This is a genomic window from Pluralibacter gergoviae ATCC 33028 = NBRC 105706 (assembly GCF_001598855.1).
GTDB lineage: Bacteria > Pseudomonadota > Gammaproteobacteria > Enterobacterales > Enterobacteriaceae > Pluralibacter > Pluralibacter gergoviae.
On the sequence record NZ_BCZS01000005.1, the window covers coordinates 203904 to 219823 of the forward strand.

At 59.1% G+C, this 15920-nt stretch carries 15 protein-coding genes; 8 read left to right on the forward strand and 7 right to left on the reverse strand.

All coding sequences use genetic code 11. From position 1 onward, the window contains the following. The first annotated feature begins 55 nt into the window (after positions 1-55). The gene (clcA, locus tag ENGE1_RS07900) at positions 56-1468 is read left to right on the forward strand and encodes a H(+)/Cl(-) exchange transporter ClcA (protein WP_043085937.1); all 1413 of its coding nucleotides are present in this window, start codon (positions 56-58) and stop codon (positions 1466-1468) included. Between the two features lie 80 nt (positions 1469-1548). After that, positions 1549-1896 (forward strand): iron-sulfur cluster insertion protein ErpA, encoded by a 348-nt coding sequence (gene erpA, locus ENGE1_RS07905; protein WP_043085936.1) that lies wholly within the window; start codon positions 1549-1551, stop codon positions 1894-1896. Between the two features lie 131 nt (positions 1897-2027). Here the strand turns inward: erpA and ENGE1_RS07910 are convergent, their stop codons facing one another. Genes ENGE1_RS07910 through mtnN form a run of 3 tightly spaced genes read right to left on the reverse strand, consistent with a single transcriptional unit; the run spans position 2028 to position 4154 of the window. After that, on the reverse strand, positions 2028-2651 hold the full coding sequence (locus ENGE1_RS07910) for a TRIC cation channel family protein (protein ID WP_048253150.1): 624 nt from the start codon (positions 2649-2651) through the stop codon (positions 2028-2030). 14 nt (positions 2652-2665) lie between these two features. After that, on the reverse strand, positions 2666-3463 hold the full coding sequence (gene btuF / locus ENGE1_RS07915; RefSeq protein ID WP_048253149.1) for a vitamin B12 ABC transporter substrate-binding protein BtuF: 798 nt from the start codon (positions 3461-3463) through the stop codon (positions 2666-2668). Further along, entirely contained in the window at positions 3456-4154 is a 699-nt protein-coding gene (mtnN, locus tag ENGE1_RS07920; RefSeq protein ID WP_045287532.1) for a 5'-methylthioadenosine/S-adenosylhomocysteine nucleosidase, read from the reverse strand. The genes btuF and mtnN overlap by 8 nt, the downstream gene beginning before the upstream one ends. An 82-nt stretch (positions 4155-4236) precedes the next feature. Here mtnN and dgt point away from each other — a divergent pair, with 82 nt between their 5' ends. Further along, positions 4237-5751, forward strand: a complete 1515-nt coding sequence (gene dgt, locus ENGE1_RS07925; protein ID WP_045287531.1) for a dGTPase — start codon at positions 4237-4239, stop codon at positions 5749-5751. Positions 5752-5892: 141 nt separating this feature from the next. Next, on the forward strand, positions 5893-7323 hold the full coding sequence (gene degP / locus ENGE1_RS07930) for a serine endoprotease DegP (RefSeq protein WP_048253148.1): 1431 nt from the start codon (positions 5893-5895) through the stop codon (positions 7321-7323). A gap of 44 nt (positions 7324-7367) precedes the next feature. Here the strand turns inward: degP and ENGE1_RS07935 are convergent, their stop codons facing one another. The 4 genes from ENGE1_RS07935 to map all read right to left on the reverse strand — a co-directional run bounded on the left by ENGE1_RS07935 (position 7368) and on the right by map (position 12249). Further along, positions 7368-7757, reverse strand: coding sequence for a DUF3461 family protein (locus ENGE1_RS07935; RefSeq protein ID WP_043085925.1), 390 nt, complete (start codon positions 7755-7757; stop codon positions 7368-7370). A gap of 111 nt (positions 7758-7868) precedes the next feature. Beyond that, entirely contained in the window at positions 7869-8693 is an 825-nt protein-coding gene (gene dapD / locus ENGE1_RS07940; RefSeq protein WP_043085923.1) for a 2,3,4,5-tetrahydropyridine-2,6-dicarboxylate N-succinyltransferase, read from the reverse strand. A gap of 33 nt (positions 8694-8726) precedes the next feature. Next, a complete protein-coding gene (glnD, locus tag ENGE1_RS07945) occupies positions 8727-11393 on the reverse strand; it encodes a bifunctional uridylyltransferase/uridylyl-removing protein GlnD (protein WP_043085922.1) in 2667 nt (888 codons plus the stop codon). Between the two features lie 61 nt (positions 11394-11454). Further along, the gene (gene map / locus ENGE1_RS07950; RefSeq protein ID WP_043085921.1) at positions 11455-12249 is read right to left on the reverse strand and encodes a type I methionyl aminopeptidase; all 795 of its coding nucleotides are present in this window, start codon (positions 12247-12249) and stop codon (positions 11455-11457) included. A gap of 311 nt (positions 12250-12560) precedes the next feature. Between map and rpsB the strand changes: the two genes are divergently transcribed. From rpsB to frr, 4 genes are all read left to right on the forward strand, one after another. Then, positions 12561-13286 carry a 30S ribosomal protein S2 gene (gene rpsB / locus ENGE1_RS07955; RefSeq protein WP_043085919.1) on the forward strand — a complete coding sequence of 242 codons (726 nt, stop codon included), beginning with the start codon at positions 12561-12563 and terminating at the stop codon, positions 13284-13286. Between the two features lie 113 nt (positions 13287-13399). Continuing rightward, positions 13400-14251 (forward strand): translation elongation factor Ts, encoded by an 852-nt coding sequence (gene tsf / locus ENGE1_RS07960; RefSeq protein ID WP_043085917.1) that lies wholly within the window; start codon positions 13400-13402, stop codon positions 14249-14251. Positions 14252-14403: 152 nt separating this feature from the next. Then, positions 14404-15129: a UMP kinase gene (gene pyrH, locus ENGE1_RS07965; protein WP_043085916.1), complete on the forward strand. Its 726-nt coding sequence runs from the start codon at positions 14404-14406 to the stop codon at positions 15127-15129. Between the two features lie 152 nt (positions 15130-15281). Beyond that, entirely contained in the window at positions 15282-15839 is a 558-nt protein-coding gene (frr, locus tag ENGE1_RS07970) for a ribosome recycling factor (protein ID WP_043085915.1), read from the forward strand. Positions 15840-15920 lie beyond the last annotated feature (81 nt).

The following is a 15920-nucleotide window of genomic DNA, read 5'->3' on the forward strand; positions in this document are numbered from 1 at the left end:
GCGGCGCTGGTTACAATGCGCGCTGCGAATTGTATTACCAATAAATGATAATGACATGAAAGCAGAGACTCCCTCTTTTGAATCACAACAGATAATCCGCCTGCGCCGGGGCGATGCGGTTCGCCGCCTGGTGCAGCGGGATAAAACGCCGCTGGCCGTCCTGCTGATGGCGGCGGTGGTCGGCACCCTGGCAGGGCTGGTGGGCGTCGCCTTTGAGCGGGCGGTGCACTGGGTAAATGACGCGCGCGTGGAGTCGCTGCTGCACGCCAACAGCATCCTGGTCTGGCCGCTGGCGTTTATTCTCTCCGGGCTGCTGGCGATGGTCGGCTACTGGCTGGTCAGGCGCTTTGCGCCGGAGGCGGGCGGGTCGGGCATTCCCGAGATCGAAGGCGCGCTGGAGGAGCTGCGCCCGGTGCGCTGGTGGCGGGTGATCCCGGTGAAGTTTATCGGCGGCATGGGTACCCTCGGCGCCGGGATGGTGCTGGGGCGCGAAGGGCCGACCGTCCAGCTCGGCGGCAACGTTGGACGCATGGTGCTGGATATCTTCCGCCTGCGTAAGCCCGAGGCGCGCCATACCCTGCTGGCGACCGGGGCGGCGGCTGGCCTGACGGCGGCGTTCAACGCGCCGCTGGCCGGGATCCTGTTTATCCTTGAAGAGATGCGCCCGCAGTTTCGCTACAACCTGATCTCCATTAAGGCCGTGTTTATCGGCGTGATCATGTCCTGCGTGGTGTTCCGCATCTTCAACGGCGAAAGCGCGGTGATTGAGGTCGGCAAGCTGACCAATGCCCCGGTTAACACCCTCTGGCTCTATCTGGTGCTGGGGATGATCTTCGGCTGCGTCGGGCCGCTGTTTAACTTTCTGGTGCTGCGCACCCAGGACATGTTCCAGCGCATCCACGGCGGCGAGATTAAAAAGTGGGTGCTGATCGGCGGCCTGCTCGGCGGCATCTGCGGCGTGCTGGGGCTGATCACCCCGGAGGCGGCGGGCGGCGGCTTTAATCTGATCCCGATTGCGGCGGCCGGGCAGTACGGCGTCGGCCTGCTGATGTTTATCTTTATTGCCCGCGTGGTCACCACGCTGCTCTGCTTCTCCTCCGGCGCGCCGGGCGGCATTTTTGCGCCGATGCTGGCGCTGGGCACCCTGCTCGGGACGGCGTTTGGCATGGCGGCGGCGGTGTGGTTCCCCGCTTATCACCTGCAGGCGGGCACCTTCGCCATCGCCGGGATGGGCGCGCTGTTTGCGGCCTCCGTGCGCGCCCCGCTCACCGGCATCGTGCTGGTACTGGAGATGACGGACAATTACCAGCTCATTCTGCCAATGATTATTACCTGCCTGGGTGCCACTCTGCTGGCACAGTTCCTCGGCGGCAAGCCGCTCTATTCAACAATCCTGGCCCGCACGCTGGCGAAGCAGAATGCCGAAAAGGCGCAGCAGGAAAAGGCGCTCGCCGGGGAGAATACTTGAAGGTTTGCACCGCGTGACGGATAATAGCGAGAAATATCTGGCTAAACTATCGCCAGATGCTGAATTGACTGGAGTATGACATGAGTGACGACGTAGCAGCGCTGCCCCTGCAGTTTACCGACGCGGCGGCCAGCAAAGTAAAAAACCTGATCGCGGATGAAGACAATCCCAACCTGAAACTGCGCGTCTACATTACCGGCGGCGGCTGCAGCGGTTTTCAGTACGGCTTTACCTTTGACGATCAGATCAACGACGGCGATATGACCATCGAAAAGCAGGGCGTTGGCCTGGTGGTCGACCCGATGAGCCTGCAGTATCTGGTCGGCGGTTCCGTGGACTATACCGAAGGTCTGGAAGGGTCACGCTTTATCGTGACTAACCCTAACGCTAAAAGCACCTGCGGCTGCGGCTCCTCCTTCAGTATCTGATGCATCCTGCATAACGCTACCGGCGGAGCCTGAGTCATGCGTAGGCCCGGGCAAGCGAAGCGCCGCCGGGCGTAACCCCCGCGCTGAACCTTTGCGCAGCCCTCCGTCGGATGGCGCTGCGCTTATCCGACCTACTTTCCCCTATCATCCAGCGCAAATGTCGGCAGCTTGAGGTGCCAGTGTATCGCCGCCAGGCGGATAATCAGCGTCACCAGCATGCCCAGCATGGCGGCATTTTCCAGCGACATGCCGAAGGTATAGTGCGCCGTGGCGTGGACGATGCCGCCGGCGATGCAGGCGGTGGCGTAAATTTCGGTGCGCAGGATCATCGGCACTTCGCGGGCCAGCACGTCGCGAATGATGCCGCCGCCGACGCCGGTCACCACGCCCATGCAGACAGCGACCAGTGGCCCGGTTCCGGCGATAAACGCTTTGTTGACGCCGATGCCGACGAACACCGCCAGCCCCACGGCGTCGAGCACCGGCAGCAGCCATTTCGGCATCCGCCGCGGCTGGCGCACCAGCAGAATAGTCAGCATGCTGGTGACCATCGCCACCACCAGATCGGTAGGATCTTTCACCCAGAATACCGGCCCGTTGGCGAGCGCCATATCGCGGATGGTGCCGCCGCCGACGGCGGTGACCACGCCGAGGACCAGCACGCCGAAAGGATCCATCCTTAGCTTACCGGCCAGCAGTACGCCGGAGATTGCAAATACCGCAGTACCCACGATATCCAGCCAATAGACGAGCATTGAGGCTTTTCCCGTTAGTTCAGCCGCGCCAGGGCGGCGCAGAGTTGTTTCGCGGCGAGGATAATACGCGGGGAAGGGCGTTCAAACCAGTCGCTATTAACGGTAATGACCGGAACCGTTAGCCGATCGCGCCAGAACTGGCGAATTCGCCCGGCGGCGGCCTCATCGCCGGTGGCGACGATCGCCTGCGGACGGCGGATCAGCACCTGCTCGCGGCTGACCTGCGGCCAGGGCACCCGGCTATCGGCAAAGATGTTTTCTGCCCCGCAGGTCTGCAGGATCTGGTTCTGAATAGAGTCTTTATTGCTGGTGAACAGCGGATTGCTGCCGAACTGCATGAAAACGCGCTTTTTAGCGCCGCCGGCGTAGCGGGCGCGCAGGGCGCGCAGTTCATTGAGCATACTGTCGGCGGCTGCGCGAGCGGTTTGCGGCTGCGGGCTGTAGGCAGCCAGCTGGCGCAGGGCGTCGGCAATTTGCTCAACGCTGCCGGTCTCTATCCACAGCACCTTCACGCCGAGGGCGCTCAGCTGATTGACCTGCCGCTCGGCGTTGCCGCTGCGCCAGGCGAGGACGACATCCGGTTTGAGCGCCAGAATGCGCTCGACGTTAATGCCCTGCCAGTTGGCGACCTGCTCAATCTCGGCCGCCTGCGGCGGATAGTCGGAGTAGCTGCTGACCCCCACCGGGGTGATGCCGGCGGCAAAGGCCAGCTCGGCGTTGGCGGGGGAGAGGGTCACGACTCTCGGCGCGGCAAACAGCCACGCCGGGAAGAGCAGCAGCGCGAAAAGGCTCCGCGCCAGGATCTTAGCCATGCGCCAGCTTCTGCACCAGCGTCTCTACCATCAGGCTAGACTGCTTTGCCGCCACTGCGAGGAACTCGTCAAAGCTCAGGTGCGACTGCTGGTCGGCCACGTCGGAGATGGCGCGCACCACCACGAACGGCACGCCGAAGTTGTGGCAGACGTGGGCGATGGCGGTGGCTTCCATTTCAACGGCGACCGCCTGCGGGAAGTTGTGGCGGATCTTCGCCAGCGCCACGGAGCCGTTGATAAAGGCGTCGCCGCTGACGATCAGGCCGCGCACGGCGTTGAGGTTGAGCTGCTGGATGCAGGCCTCTGCGGCAGCGATCAGTTTTTCATCGGCAACAAAGGCCGCCGGGCAGCCCGCCATCTGTCCGTATTCATAGCCGAAGGCGGTGACGTCGGCATCGTGGTAGCGCGCTTCGTCGGACACCACGATGTCGCCCACCTTCAGGGTCGGCGCCAGGCCGCCGGCGGAGCCGGTGTTGATGACGACATCCGGCTTGCAGTGGTCAAGCAGCAGGGCCGCGCCCATCGCCGCCGACACCTTGCCGATCCCTGATTTCAGCAGCGCAACGTCAACGCCGTTCAGCTGGCCGGTATAAATTTCGCTGCCGCCGAGGGTCAGGGTCTGACGGTTATCGATTTTGTCACGCAGCAGCGTCACTTCTTCTTCCATGGCGCCAATAATGCCGATTTTCATAGATTTACTCGCGATGTGTCAGGATTAAAGGCATAGTTTATCATGCGCCCAGAGGATGCGCATTTCCGGACCGGGAGAGGCAATGGCTACGATAGATTTTCGCACCAAGATTAACTGGCGTCGGCGCTACCGCTCTGTGCAAACGGCGGCGACGGAGTATGAAATCCTGCGGATTTTTGAGAGCGATCGCGGGCGCATCATTAACTCGCCCGCCATCCGGCGGCTGCAGCAGAAAACCCAGGTCTTTCCGCTGGAGCGCAACGCGGCGGTGCGCACCCGCCTGACGCACTCGATGGAGGTGCAGCAGGTCGGGCGCTATATTGCCCGCGAGGTATTGAGCCGCCTTAAGCAGCTGAAGCTGCTGGAAGCATACGGGCTGGACGAGCTGGCGGGGCCGTTTGAGAGCGTGGTGGAGATGGCCTGCCTGATGCACGACATCGGCAACCCGCCGTTTGGCCACTTCGGCGAGGCGGCGATCAACGACTGGTTCCGCCAGCGCCTGTGGCCCGAAGACGCCGCCAGCGATCCGCTGATTGGCGACCGCTGCGACGCCGCCTCGCTGCGGCTGCGCGACGGCGAAGAGACGCTGAATGAACTGCGGCGCAAGGTGCGCCAGGATCTCTGCCAGTTTGAAGGCAATGCCCAGGGCATTCGCATGGTGCATACCCTGATGCGCATGAACCTCACCTGGGCGCAGGTGGGCTGCATACTGAAATACACCCGCCCGGCCTGGTGGCGCGGCGCGCCGCCGGCCAGCCACAGCTACCTGATGAAAAAGCCCGGCTACTATTTTTCCGAAGAGGCCTATATTGCGCGGCTGCGTAAAGAACTTGCACTTGAACCTTACAGTCGCTTTCCGCTGACGTGGATTATGGAGGCCGCCGACGATATCTCTTACTGCGTCGCCGACCTTGAAGATGCGGTCGAAAAGCGGATATTCAGCGTCGAACGGCTCTATCAGCATCTGTATGATGCCTGGGGCAGCCACGATAAAGGTTCGCTGTTTGCCCAGGTGGTGGAAAATGCCTGGGAGAAGTCCCGGGCTAATTCCCTGAGCCGCAGCACGGAAGATCAGTTTTTTATGTATTTGCGGGTCAATACCCTCAATAAACTGGTGCCCTACGCCGCCCGCCGCTTTATTGAGAATTTACCGCAAATTTACAGCGGCAATTTCAACCAGGCGCTGCTGGAGGACGACAGCGATTACAGTCAGCTGCTTGAACTTTATAAGCGCGTAGCGGTGCAGGAGGTGTTCAGCCATCCCGACGTCGAGCAGCTTGAGCTGCAGGGATACCGCGTTATCAGCGGTCTGCTCGATATTTATCAGCCGCTGCTGAAATTATCCCTGAGCGACTTCAGCGAACTGGTGGATAAAGATCGTCTGCGTCATCTGCCGATTGAGAGCCGTTTATTTCATAAGTTATCGACGCGCCACCGGCTGGCCTACGTGGAGGCGATAAATAAAGTGCCGCGCGATGCCGCCGAGTTTCCGACGCTGGAGTTCTATTATCGCTGTCGCCTGATTCAGGACTATATTAGCGGCATGACCGATCTCTACGCGTGGGATGAATATCGTCGGCTGATGGCCGTAGAATAAGCCGCGAGTTTTGTAAAGATGGACAATATTTTTTTACTTTTTCCGGGAACTTAAATCCGGAACTTCGCGCTATAAAATGAATCTGACAAACCACGTACGCAGCAACTTTACCTTAGATTTGAATAGAGACTGAGATAGCAAATGAAAAAAACAACGTTAGCAATGAGCGCCCTGGCGCTTAGCCTGAGTCTGGCTCTTTCTCCCTTAGCCACCGCCGCCGAGACGGCCTCGTCAGCAACGACAGCCCAGCAGATGCCGAGCCTGGCGCCGATGCTGGAGAAAGTAATGCCCTCCGTGGTCAGCATCAACGTTGAAGGCAGCACCACGGTAAATACGCCGCGCCTGCCGCGCAACTTCCAGCAGTTCTTCGGCGATAACTCGCCGTTCTGCCAGGACGGTTCGCCGTTCCAGAGCTCGCCGTTCTGCCAGCAGGGCGGTGGTCCCGGCGGCGATGATAGCGCCCAGAAGCAGAAATTTATGGCGCTGGGCTCCGGCGTCATCATCGATGCCGCTAAAGGCTACGTGGTCACCAACAACCACGTGGTGGATAATGCCACCTCAATCAAAGTCTCTCTCAGCGACGGCCGCAAGTTCGACGCCAAAGTGGTGGGCAAAGATCCGCGCTCCGATATTGCGCTGATCCAGATTAAAGATCCGAAAAACCTGACCGCCATTAAGATGGCCGACTCCGACGCGCTGCGCGTGGGCGACTATACCGTGGCTATCGGTAACCCGTTCGGCCTCGGCGAGACCGTCACCTCCGGGATCGTCTCGGCGCTCGGCCGCAGCGGCCTGAACGTGGAGAATTACGAAAACTTTATCCAGACCGATGCCGCCATTAACCGCGGTAACTCCGGCGGCGCGCTGGTCAACCTCAACGGCGAGCTTATCGGCATCAACACCGCGATCCTGGCGCCGGACGGCGGCAACATCGGTATCGGCTTCGCTATCCCGAGCAACATGGTGCAGAGCCTGACCGAGCAGATGGTCAAATATGGCCAGGTGAAGCGCGGCGAGCTGGGCATTATGGGCACCGAGCTGAGCTCCGATCTGGCCAAGGCGATGAAGGTTGACGCCCAGCGCGGCGCCTTCGTAAGCCAGGTGATGCCGAACTCATCGGCGGCGAAGGCCGGCATCAAGGCCGGGGACGTGATAACCACCCTGAACGGCAAGGCAATCAGCAGTTTTGCGGCGCTGCGCGCCCAGGTCGGCTCAATGCCGGTGGGCAGTAAAGTTGAGCTGGGCCTGCTGCGCGACGGCAAGCCGGTGAACGTGACCCTGGAGCTGCAGCAGAGCAGCAGCACCCAGGTGGACTCCAGCAGCATCTTCAAAGGCATTGAAGGCGCCGAAATGAGCAACAAGGGCGCGGATAAGGGCGTGACGGTCAACAGCGTGAAGGGGAGCACCCCGGCGGCAATGATTGGCCTGAAGAAAGGCGACGTGATTGTCGGCGCTAACCAGCAGCCGGTGAAGAACATCGCCGACCTGCGTAAGATCCTCGACAGCAAGCCGTCGGTTCTGGCGCTGAACATTCAGCGCGGCGACAGCACTATCTATCTGCTGATGCAGTAATCCTCAGTCGCCCTTCCTCACGGGGAAGGGCGCTTTTCTGACGCTCAGCGATTGCGCGTCAGCTTCTCCAGATCCGCTTCAATCTCGCTTATCTTATTGGCCACCACGCTTTCAAGGTGGCGCAGGTCATCGAGAATTTTATTCTTCAGATCGATTTCCCCGCGATCGCGCTGGCAAAGCTGATCCAGTTCATCAATCACGTAGCGCAGATTGGGGCTTATCTCCTGCACTTCGCGATAGCCCTGGCCCACGCCGTCGGCGGCCACGGTCTTGCGCTGGCGCGGATATTTGAACTTGACGCTTTTGGCGAAGAATTCGCCCTTGTCCTTGTGAAAGTAGATTTTCAGAATGTCGTTGTTGGCTTCCTGCCGGAGGCTGTAGCGATCGATTTCATCGGGATTGGTGATGCCCAGACTTTTCAGATTGTCGTACATAACGGTTTCCTTCAGGTAAACATAACCTATGAATAATTAACGAAAAAATCGACTTTCGCCAGCGGCAGATATAAAAAAAGCGGGGCAGGCCCCGCTTATTGCAACGGCGGATTAATCAATGCTGCGCAGCAGTTCGTTGATGCCGACTTTGCCGCGGGTTTTGGCGTCCACTTTCTTGACGATCACCGCGCAGTAGAGGCTGTAAGAACCATCTTTTGACGGCAGGTTGCCGGAGACCACCACGGAGCCCGCCGGTACGCGGCCGTAGAAGACTTCGCCGGTTTCGCGATCGTAGATTTTGGTGCTCTGGCCGATGTAGACGCCCATCGAAATCACCGAGCCCTCTTCAACGATCACGCCCTCAACGATTTCAGAGCGGGCGCCGATAAAGCAGTTGTCTTCAATGATGGTCGGGTTAGCCTGCAGCGGCTCCAGTACGCCGCCGATGCCGACGCCGCCGGAGAGGTGGACGTTTTTACCGATCTGCGCGCAGGAGCCGACGGTGGCCCAGGTATCGACCATGGTGCCTTCATCGACGTAGGCGCCGATGTTGACGTAGGACGGCATCAGCACGCTGTTGCGGGCGATAAACGCGCCCTGGCGCACCGCAGCCGGCGGCACGACGCGAAAGCCTTCTTCGCGAAAGCGCGCGTCGTCATAGTCGGCAAACTTCATCGGGACCTTATCGAAGTAGCGGCTTTCTGCGCCTTCCATCACCTGGTTGTCGTTGATGCGGAAGGAGAGCAAAACCGCCTTCTTCAGCCACTGATGAGTAACCCACTGACCGTCAATTTTTTCAGCCACGCGCAGCGCGCCGGAGTCCAGCAGAGAGATAACCTTTTCCACTGCGCTGCGGGTTTCGGTATCTGCATTTGCCGGAGTGATGTCGGCGCGGCGCTCAAAAGCGGATTCAATAACGTTCTGTAATTCCTGCATGGTTTACTCTTTCTCTTCGCTAAAAAAAATACGTCACCCTTTATCGTTTGGATTAAGGGCCGCTGTCAACCGCTGTTGCACTTCTTGCTGCAGCGCATTATTAAGGGCGCGCCGGTCGGCGGTGGCGATTATAAATAAATCTTCTACTCGTTCACCAATTGTGGTGATTCGCGCCCCGTGCAGCGAGATCCCGAGGTCGGCAAAGACCTGGCCGACCCGCGCCAGCAGGCCCGGCTGATCGAGGGCGATCAGTTCGAGAAACGACTTCTTCTCGGTATGGGTCGGCAGGAAGTTAACTTCGGTATCGACGGTAAAGTGGCGCAGCCTGGCCTGCTGGCGGCGCGGGGCAGGGGGCTGCCACGTGCGCTGGGTGATCGTCTGTTCCAGGCCCTGGCGGATCGCCGCGTGCCGGTCGGCGGAGAGCGGACTGCCGTCGGGCTCCAGCACGATAAAAGAGTCCATCGCCATGCCGTCGCGGGTGGTGAAGATCTGCGCGTCGTGGACGCTGAGGTTGCGCCGGTCCAGCTCGGCGCAGACGGCGGCAAACAGATAGGGGCGGTCCGGGCTCCAGATGAAAATTTCGGTGCCGCCGCGCGTCGCCTGCGGACTCAGCAGGATCAGCGGCTGGTTGAGATCGTGGGTGAGCAGGTGGCGGGCGTGCCACGCCAGCTGGTTGGGCGTGTGGCGGACGAAATAGCTCGCCCGGCAGCGCCCCCAGATGCGGTTGAGGGCGTTTTCGTCGATGTTGTCCATCCGCAGCAGCGCCAGCGCCTGCAGCTGGTGGTGGCGCACCCGCTCGCGCATGTCCGGCGTGTTCTGCATCCCGCGCCGCAGCTGCTTTTCGGTAGCAAAATACAGCTCGCGCAGCAGGCTCTGCTTCCAGCTGTTCCACAGCGTCTCGTTGGTAGCGCAGATGTCCGCCACCGTCAGGCAGACCAGGAAGCGCAGGCGGTGCTCGGTCTGCACCTCCTCGGCGAACTGCTTGATGACCTCCGGGTCCTGAATATCGCGGCGCTGGGCGGTGACCGACATCAGCAGGTGCTGGCGCACCAGCCACGCCACCAGCTGGGTTTCGCGGGAGTTAAGGCCGTGGAGTTCGGCAAACTGCACCACGTCCTGGGCGCCGAGGATCGAGTGGTCGCCGCCGCGCCCTTTGGCGATATCGTGAAACAGGGCGGCGATCAGGATAAGCTCCGGCTGATTGAGGCGCGGCCAGAGATCGACGCACAAAGGATGGCGGCTGCGGGTCTCTTCTTTGGCAAAGCTCTCCAGCTTCAGCAGCACGCGGATGGTGTGTTCGTCCACGGTATAGGCGTGGAACAGATCGAACTGCATCTGGCCAACGATGTGCGACCATTGCGGCATATAGGCCGACAGTACGCTGTGGCGATGCATCGGCAGCAGGCCGCGGCTGACCACGCCGGGGTGGCGCAGCATGCCCATAAAAATGGCCCGCGCCTCCGGGATGTAGCACAGCGGCTGGCGCAGGTGGCGGCGGGCGTGGCGCAGGTGGCGCAGGGTGGTGGAGTAGATGCCGGTGATGCTGCTGTTGCGCACCATAATGCCGAACATGCGCATGATGGCCTGCGGTTCGCGCATAAACAGATCGTCATCGCGCAGATCGATAAGCGTGCCGCGCAGCTGAAACTCGTCGTCAATCGGCCGCGGCTTTTCGTCCGCGGTCAGGGCGAGGATCGCCTCGTCGAACAGCTGCAGCAGCATCTGGTTCAGTTCGCCTACCCGGCGGGTTACGCGGTAGAAGTCCTTCATCATCTGTTCGACGGGCTGATTGCCCTCGCCGCTATAGCGCAGGCGCTGGGCGACGTTCAGCTGGCGGTCGAACAGCAGGCGGTTATCGTAGCGGTTAATCTCCAGGTGCAGGGCGAAGCGGATGCGCCACAGCAGGTGCAGGCACTCGTTGAGTTCGTTGCGTTCGGCTTTGGTCAGGAAGCCGAAGCCGAGCATCTCATCCATCGAAGTGGCGCCGAAGTGGCGGCGGGCGACCCACTGCAGGGTGTGGATATCGCGCAGGCCGCCGGGGCTGCTTTTAATGTCCGGCTCCAGATTGTAGCTGGTGCCGTGATAGCGCTGGTGGCGCACCTTCTGCTCTTCCACCTTGGCGGCGAAGAACTTCTCCGACGGCCAGAAGCCGTCGCTGAAGATATGCTTTTGCAGCTCAAGAAACAGGGCGACGTCGCCGATCAGCAGGCGCGATTCGACGAGATTGGTGGCGACCGTCAGATCCGACAGCCCCTCCAGCAGGCACTCTTCGAGGGTGCGCACGCTGTGGCCGACCTCCAGCTTCACGTCCCACAGCAGGGTCAGCAGTTCGCCCACCTTCTGCGCCTGTTCGTCCGGCAGCTTTTTGCGGCTCAGGATCAGCAGGTCGATGTCGGAGAGCGGGTGCAGCTCGCCGCGGCCGTAGCCGCCGACCGCGACCAGCGCGGCGTCGTCGACGGCGCCGAAGCCGTAGTGCAGCCACAGGCGCTGCAGCAGCTGGTCGATATAGGCGGTGCGCGCCACCAGCAGCTGTTCGGCGGAGAGCCCGTTATCAAACGCCTCGCCCAGCCAGCGCTGAAACTGGTCGAGGTAGGCTTTGACAGTCTCGCGGTTCAGCTCCTCTTCCCGCCAGCGGGCGGGCAGAGGCGGTTGACCCGGCAGTGCGGTGGCGGTGGATACAGCAGGGAAGGAGTTACTCATCGCGTCACCCATAAGAAAAAGCGATTGCCCATAAAAAAAGCCGGCGGGCGCCGGCTTTCTGTCAGTCGTTGTGCGAGATTATCGCCGGGATGGTGTCATCCTTGCGCAGCGTCAGAATTTCGCAGCCGTTATCGGTGACCACAATAGTATGCTCGTACTGCGCCGACAAGCTCCGGTCTTTAGTTTTTACCGTCCAGCCGTCCTTCATGGTGCGGATGCGGTAGTCGCCGGCGTTGATCATCGGCTCAACCGTGAAGGTCATGCCTTTCTGCAGCACCACGCCGCCGTCATCTGCGTCGTAGTGCAGGACCTGCGGCTCTTCGTGGAAGCCTTTACCGATACCGTGGCCGCAGTATTCGCGTACCACGGAGAAACCTTCGCCCTCGGCGTATTTCTGAATGGCCGCACCGAGGGTACGCAGGCGAATGCCCGGCTTGACCATCCGCAGGGCCAGGTAGAGGCTCTCCTGGGTGACGCGGCACAGGCGCTCGCCGAGAATGGTCGGCTTGCCGACGATGAACATCTTCGAGGTGTCGCCGTGGTAGTCGTCTTTAATCACGGTAACGTCGATGTTGACGATATCGCCATCCTTCAGCAGCTTTTCATTATCGGGAATGCCGTGGCAGACCACTTCATTAATCGAGATGCAGACCGATTTCGGAAAGCCGTGGTAGCCAAGGCAGGCGGAGACCGCGTGCTGCTCATTGACAATATAGTCGTTGCAGATCTTATCCAGTTCGCCGGTGCTGACGCCGGGCTTAACGTGGGGCTCGATCATTTCCAGCACTTCAGCGGCCAGGCGGCCAGCGACGCGCATTTTTTCGATTTCTTCAGGGGTTTTAATTGAAATAGCCATCAATTCTGTCCATCAGGGCCGAGTTATCGGCAATACTAGAGTGAGTGATGTCAATGGTATCAGTCCGGGGTATCGCCTGCCAAATTGAGAATCATTAACAGCACCTGGCGCCAACAACTGTTGGAGTCTCTGTGCAAATTATGGTATAAAGCGCGCCGACTGATTCGTTTGTCCTGCAGGCGTTTTGGCCACAACTCTCACTTTGTGTAAATAACACACACGTATCGGCACATGCGCCGGGGTGCCCTTCGGGGTCGGTCGTATGGGATACGTGGAGGCATAACCCCAACTTTTATATAGAGGTTTTAAACATGGCAACTGTTTCCATGCGCGACATGCTCAAGGCTGGTGTTCACTTCGGTCACCAGACCCGTTACTGGAACCCGAAAATGAAGCCGTTCATCTTCGGTGCGCGTAACAAAGTTCACATCATCAACCTTGAGAAAACTGTACCGATGTTCAACGAAGCCCTGGCTGAGCTGAACAAGATTGCTTCTCGTAAAGGCAAAATCCTTTTCGTTGGTACCAAGCGCGCTGCAAGCGAAGCGGTAAAAGAAGCTGCTCTGAACTGCGATCAGTTCTTCGTGAACCATCGCTGGCTGGGCGGTATGCTGACTAACTGGAAAACCGTTCGTCAGTCCATCAAACGTCTGAAAGACCTGGAAACTCAGTCTCAGGACGGCACCTTCGAAAAGCTGACCAAGAAAGAAGCGCTGATGCGTACTCGTGAGCTGGACAAGCTGGAAAACAGCCTCGGCGGTATCAAAGACATGGGCGGCCTGCCGGACGCACTGTTCGTTATCGATGCTGACCACGAGCACATCGCTATCAAAGAAGCGAACAACCTGGGTATCCCGGTATTCTCTATCGTTGATACCAACTCCGATCCGGACGGTGTTGACTTCGTTATCCCGGGTAACGACGATGCAATCCGCGCAGTGACTCTGTACCTGAACGCTGTTGCTCAGACCGTTCGTGAAGGTCGTTCTCAGGACCTGGCTTCCCAGGCTGAAGAAAGCTTCGTAGAAGCTGAATAATAAGGTTTAAGCCCTTATTAGCTGGTAAATAGGGGCCTCTTTGATGGCCCCTTTTTCACTTTTATACCGTCTGGCTTTACGCCGGGCGGTCTCAATTCCCCGAGGATTTTAGAATGGCTGAAATTACCGCTTCCCTGGTAAAAGAGCTGCGTGAACGTACTGGCGCAGGCATGATGGATTGCAAAAAAGCGCTGACTGAAGCGAACGGCGACATCGAGCTGGCAATCGAAAACATGCGTAAGTCTGGTGCTATCAAAGCCGCTAAGAAAGCAGGCAACGTTGCTGCTGACGGCGTGATCATCACTAAGATCGACGGCACCTACGGCATCATTCTGGAAGTTAACTGCCAGACTGACTTCGTGGCTAAAGATGCAGGCTTCCAGGCTTTTGCTAACAAGGTTCTGGACGCTGCCGTTGCTGGCAAAATCACTGACGTTGAAGTGCTGAAAGCGCAGTTCGAAGAAGAGCGCGTTGCCCTGGTTGCTAAAATCGGTGAGAACATCAACATCCGTCGCGTTGCTTCCCTGGAAGGCGACGTTCTGGGCTCTTATCAGCACGGCGCGCGTATCGGCGTTCTGGTTGCAGCTAAAGGCGCGGACGAAGAGCTGGTTAAGCAGCTGGCGATGCACATCGCTGCCAGCAAGCCGGAATTCGTTAAGCCGGAAGACGTCTCTGCAGACGTGGTTGCTAAAGAGCATCAGGTTCAGCTGGACATCGCCATGCAGTCCGGTAAGCCGAAAGAGATCGCAGAGAAAATGGTTGAAGGCCGCATGAAGAAATTCACCGGCGAAGTTTCCCTGACCGGCCAGCCTTTCGTCATGGATCCGAGCAAAACCGTTGCTCAGCTGCTGAAAGAGCACAACGCTGACGTTACTGGCTTCATCCGCTTTGAAGTGGGTGAGGGCATCGAGAAAGTTGAGACCGACTTTGCAGCAGAAGTTGCTGCCATGTCCAAGCAGTCTTAATTTTCGACTTTAAAGGAGCCGCCTGAGGGCGGCTTCTTTTTGAGCTTTATTATGCCTGATTGCGCCAGACTCCTGTAGTCTTGTGCCGGTATGCGACATACGCTGTCGCCTGAATTAACTCCTCTCAACGTTGACAGTCCCAGGAAAGAAAAATGGCTACCAATGCAAAACCCGTCTACAAACGCATTCTGCTTAAGCTGAGTGGCGAAGCCCTGCAGGGAACTGAAGGCTTCGGTATCGATGCCAGCATTCTCGATCGTATGGCGCAGGAAATTAAAGAGCTGGTCGAACTGGGTATCCAGGTTGGCGTGGTGATTGGTGGTGGTAACCTCTTCCGCGGTGCGGGTCTGGCGAAAGCGGGTATGAACCGCGTTGTGGGCGACCACATGGGCATGCTGGCAACGGTCATGAATGGCCTGGCCATGCGCGACGCGCTCCACCGCGCCTATGTGAACGCCCGCCTGATGTCCGCCATTCCGCTGAATGGCGTCTGTGACAACTACAGCTGGGCAGAGGCGATTAGCCTGCTGCGCAATAACCGCGTGGTGATCCTCTCTGCGGGCACCGGCAATCCGTTCTTTACCACCGATTCGGCGGCCTGCCTGCGCGGTATCGAGATCGAAGCCGACGTGGTGCTGAAGGCCACCAAAGTAGACGGCGTGTTCACCGCCGATCCGGCGAAAGATCCGTCCGCCACCATGTACGAACAGCTGACTTACGCAGAAGTGCTGGATAAAGAGCTGAAAGTGATGGATCTTGCGGCCTTTACGCTGGCCCGTGACCACAAACTGCCGATTCGCGTTTTCAACATGAACAAGGCAGGCGCGCTGCGCCGCGTGGTGATGGGTGAAAAAGAAGGGACTTTGATTACGGAATAATTTCCGTCGTCGGCAAATACAGGTAAGATTCCGCATTACACTCGCGATCTACCGTGCGATGCGCATCGCGCGTCGTGAAGAATTAAACGGGGCTATACTTAGCGCATCTGCGGGTATCGCCCGTCTGCAACAAGCTTTCAAGGACTCGTAACGTGATTAACGACATCAGAAAAGATGCTGAAGTGCGCATGGAAAAATGCGTTGAAGCGTTCAAGAACCAAATCAGCAAAGTGCGCACCGGCCGCGCTTCCCCGAGCCTGCTCGATGGCATCGTGGTTGAGTATTACGGTACGCCGACGCCGCTGCGCCAGCTGGCAAACGTCACGGTTGAAGATACCCGTACGCTGAAAATCAACGTCTTTGACCGCTCCATGGGGCCGGCCGTTGAGAAAGCGATTATGGCCTCTGACCTCGGCCTCAACCCGAGCTCTGCCGGCTCCGACATCCGCGTGCCGCTGCCGCCGCTGACCGAAGAGCGCCGTAAGGATCTGATTAAGGTCGTGCGCGGCGATGCCGAGCAGGGCCGCGTGTCCGTGCGCAACGTGCGCCGCGACGCCAACGACAAGGTGAAGGCGCTGCTGAAAGAGAAAGAGATCAGCGAAGATGACGATCGCCGCTCTCAGGACGATGTACAGAAGCTGACCGACGCGGCCATCAAGAAAATTGATGCGGCGCTGGCGGACAAAGAAGCAGAGCTGATGCAGTTCTGATTTTTGATAACGATCTGATAAACGCCGTACAGGAAGCCTTCGGGTTTGCTGGCGGCGTTTTTGCTTTTTAACTCCAGCAGG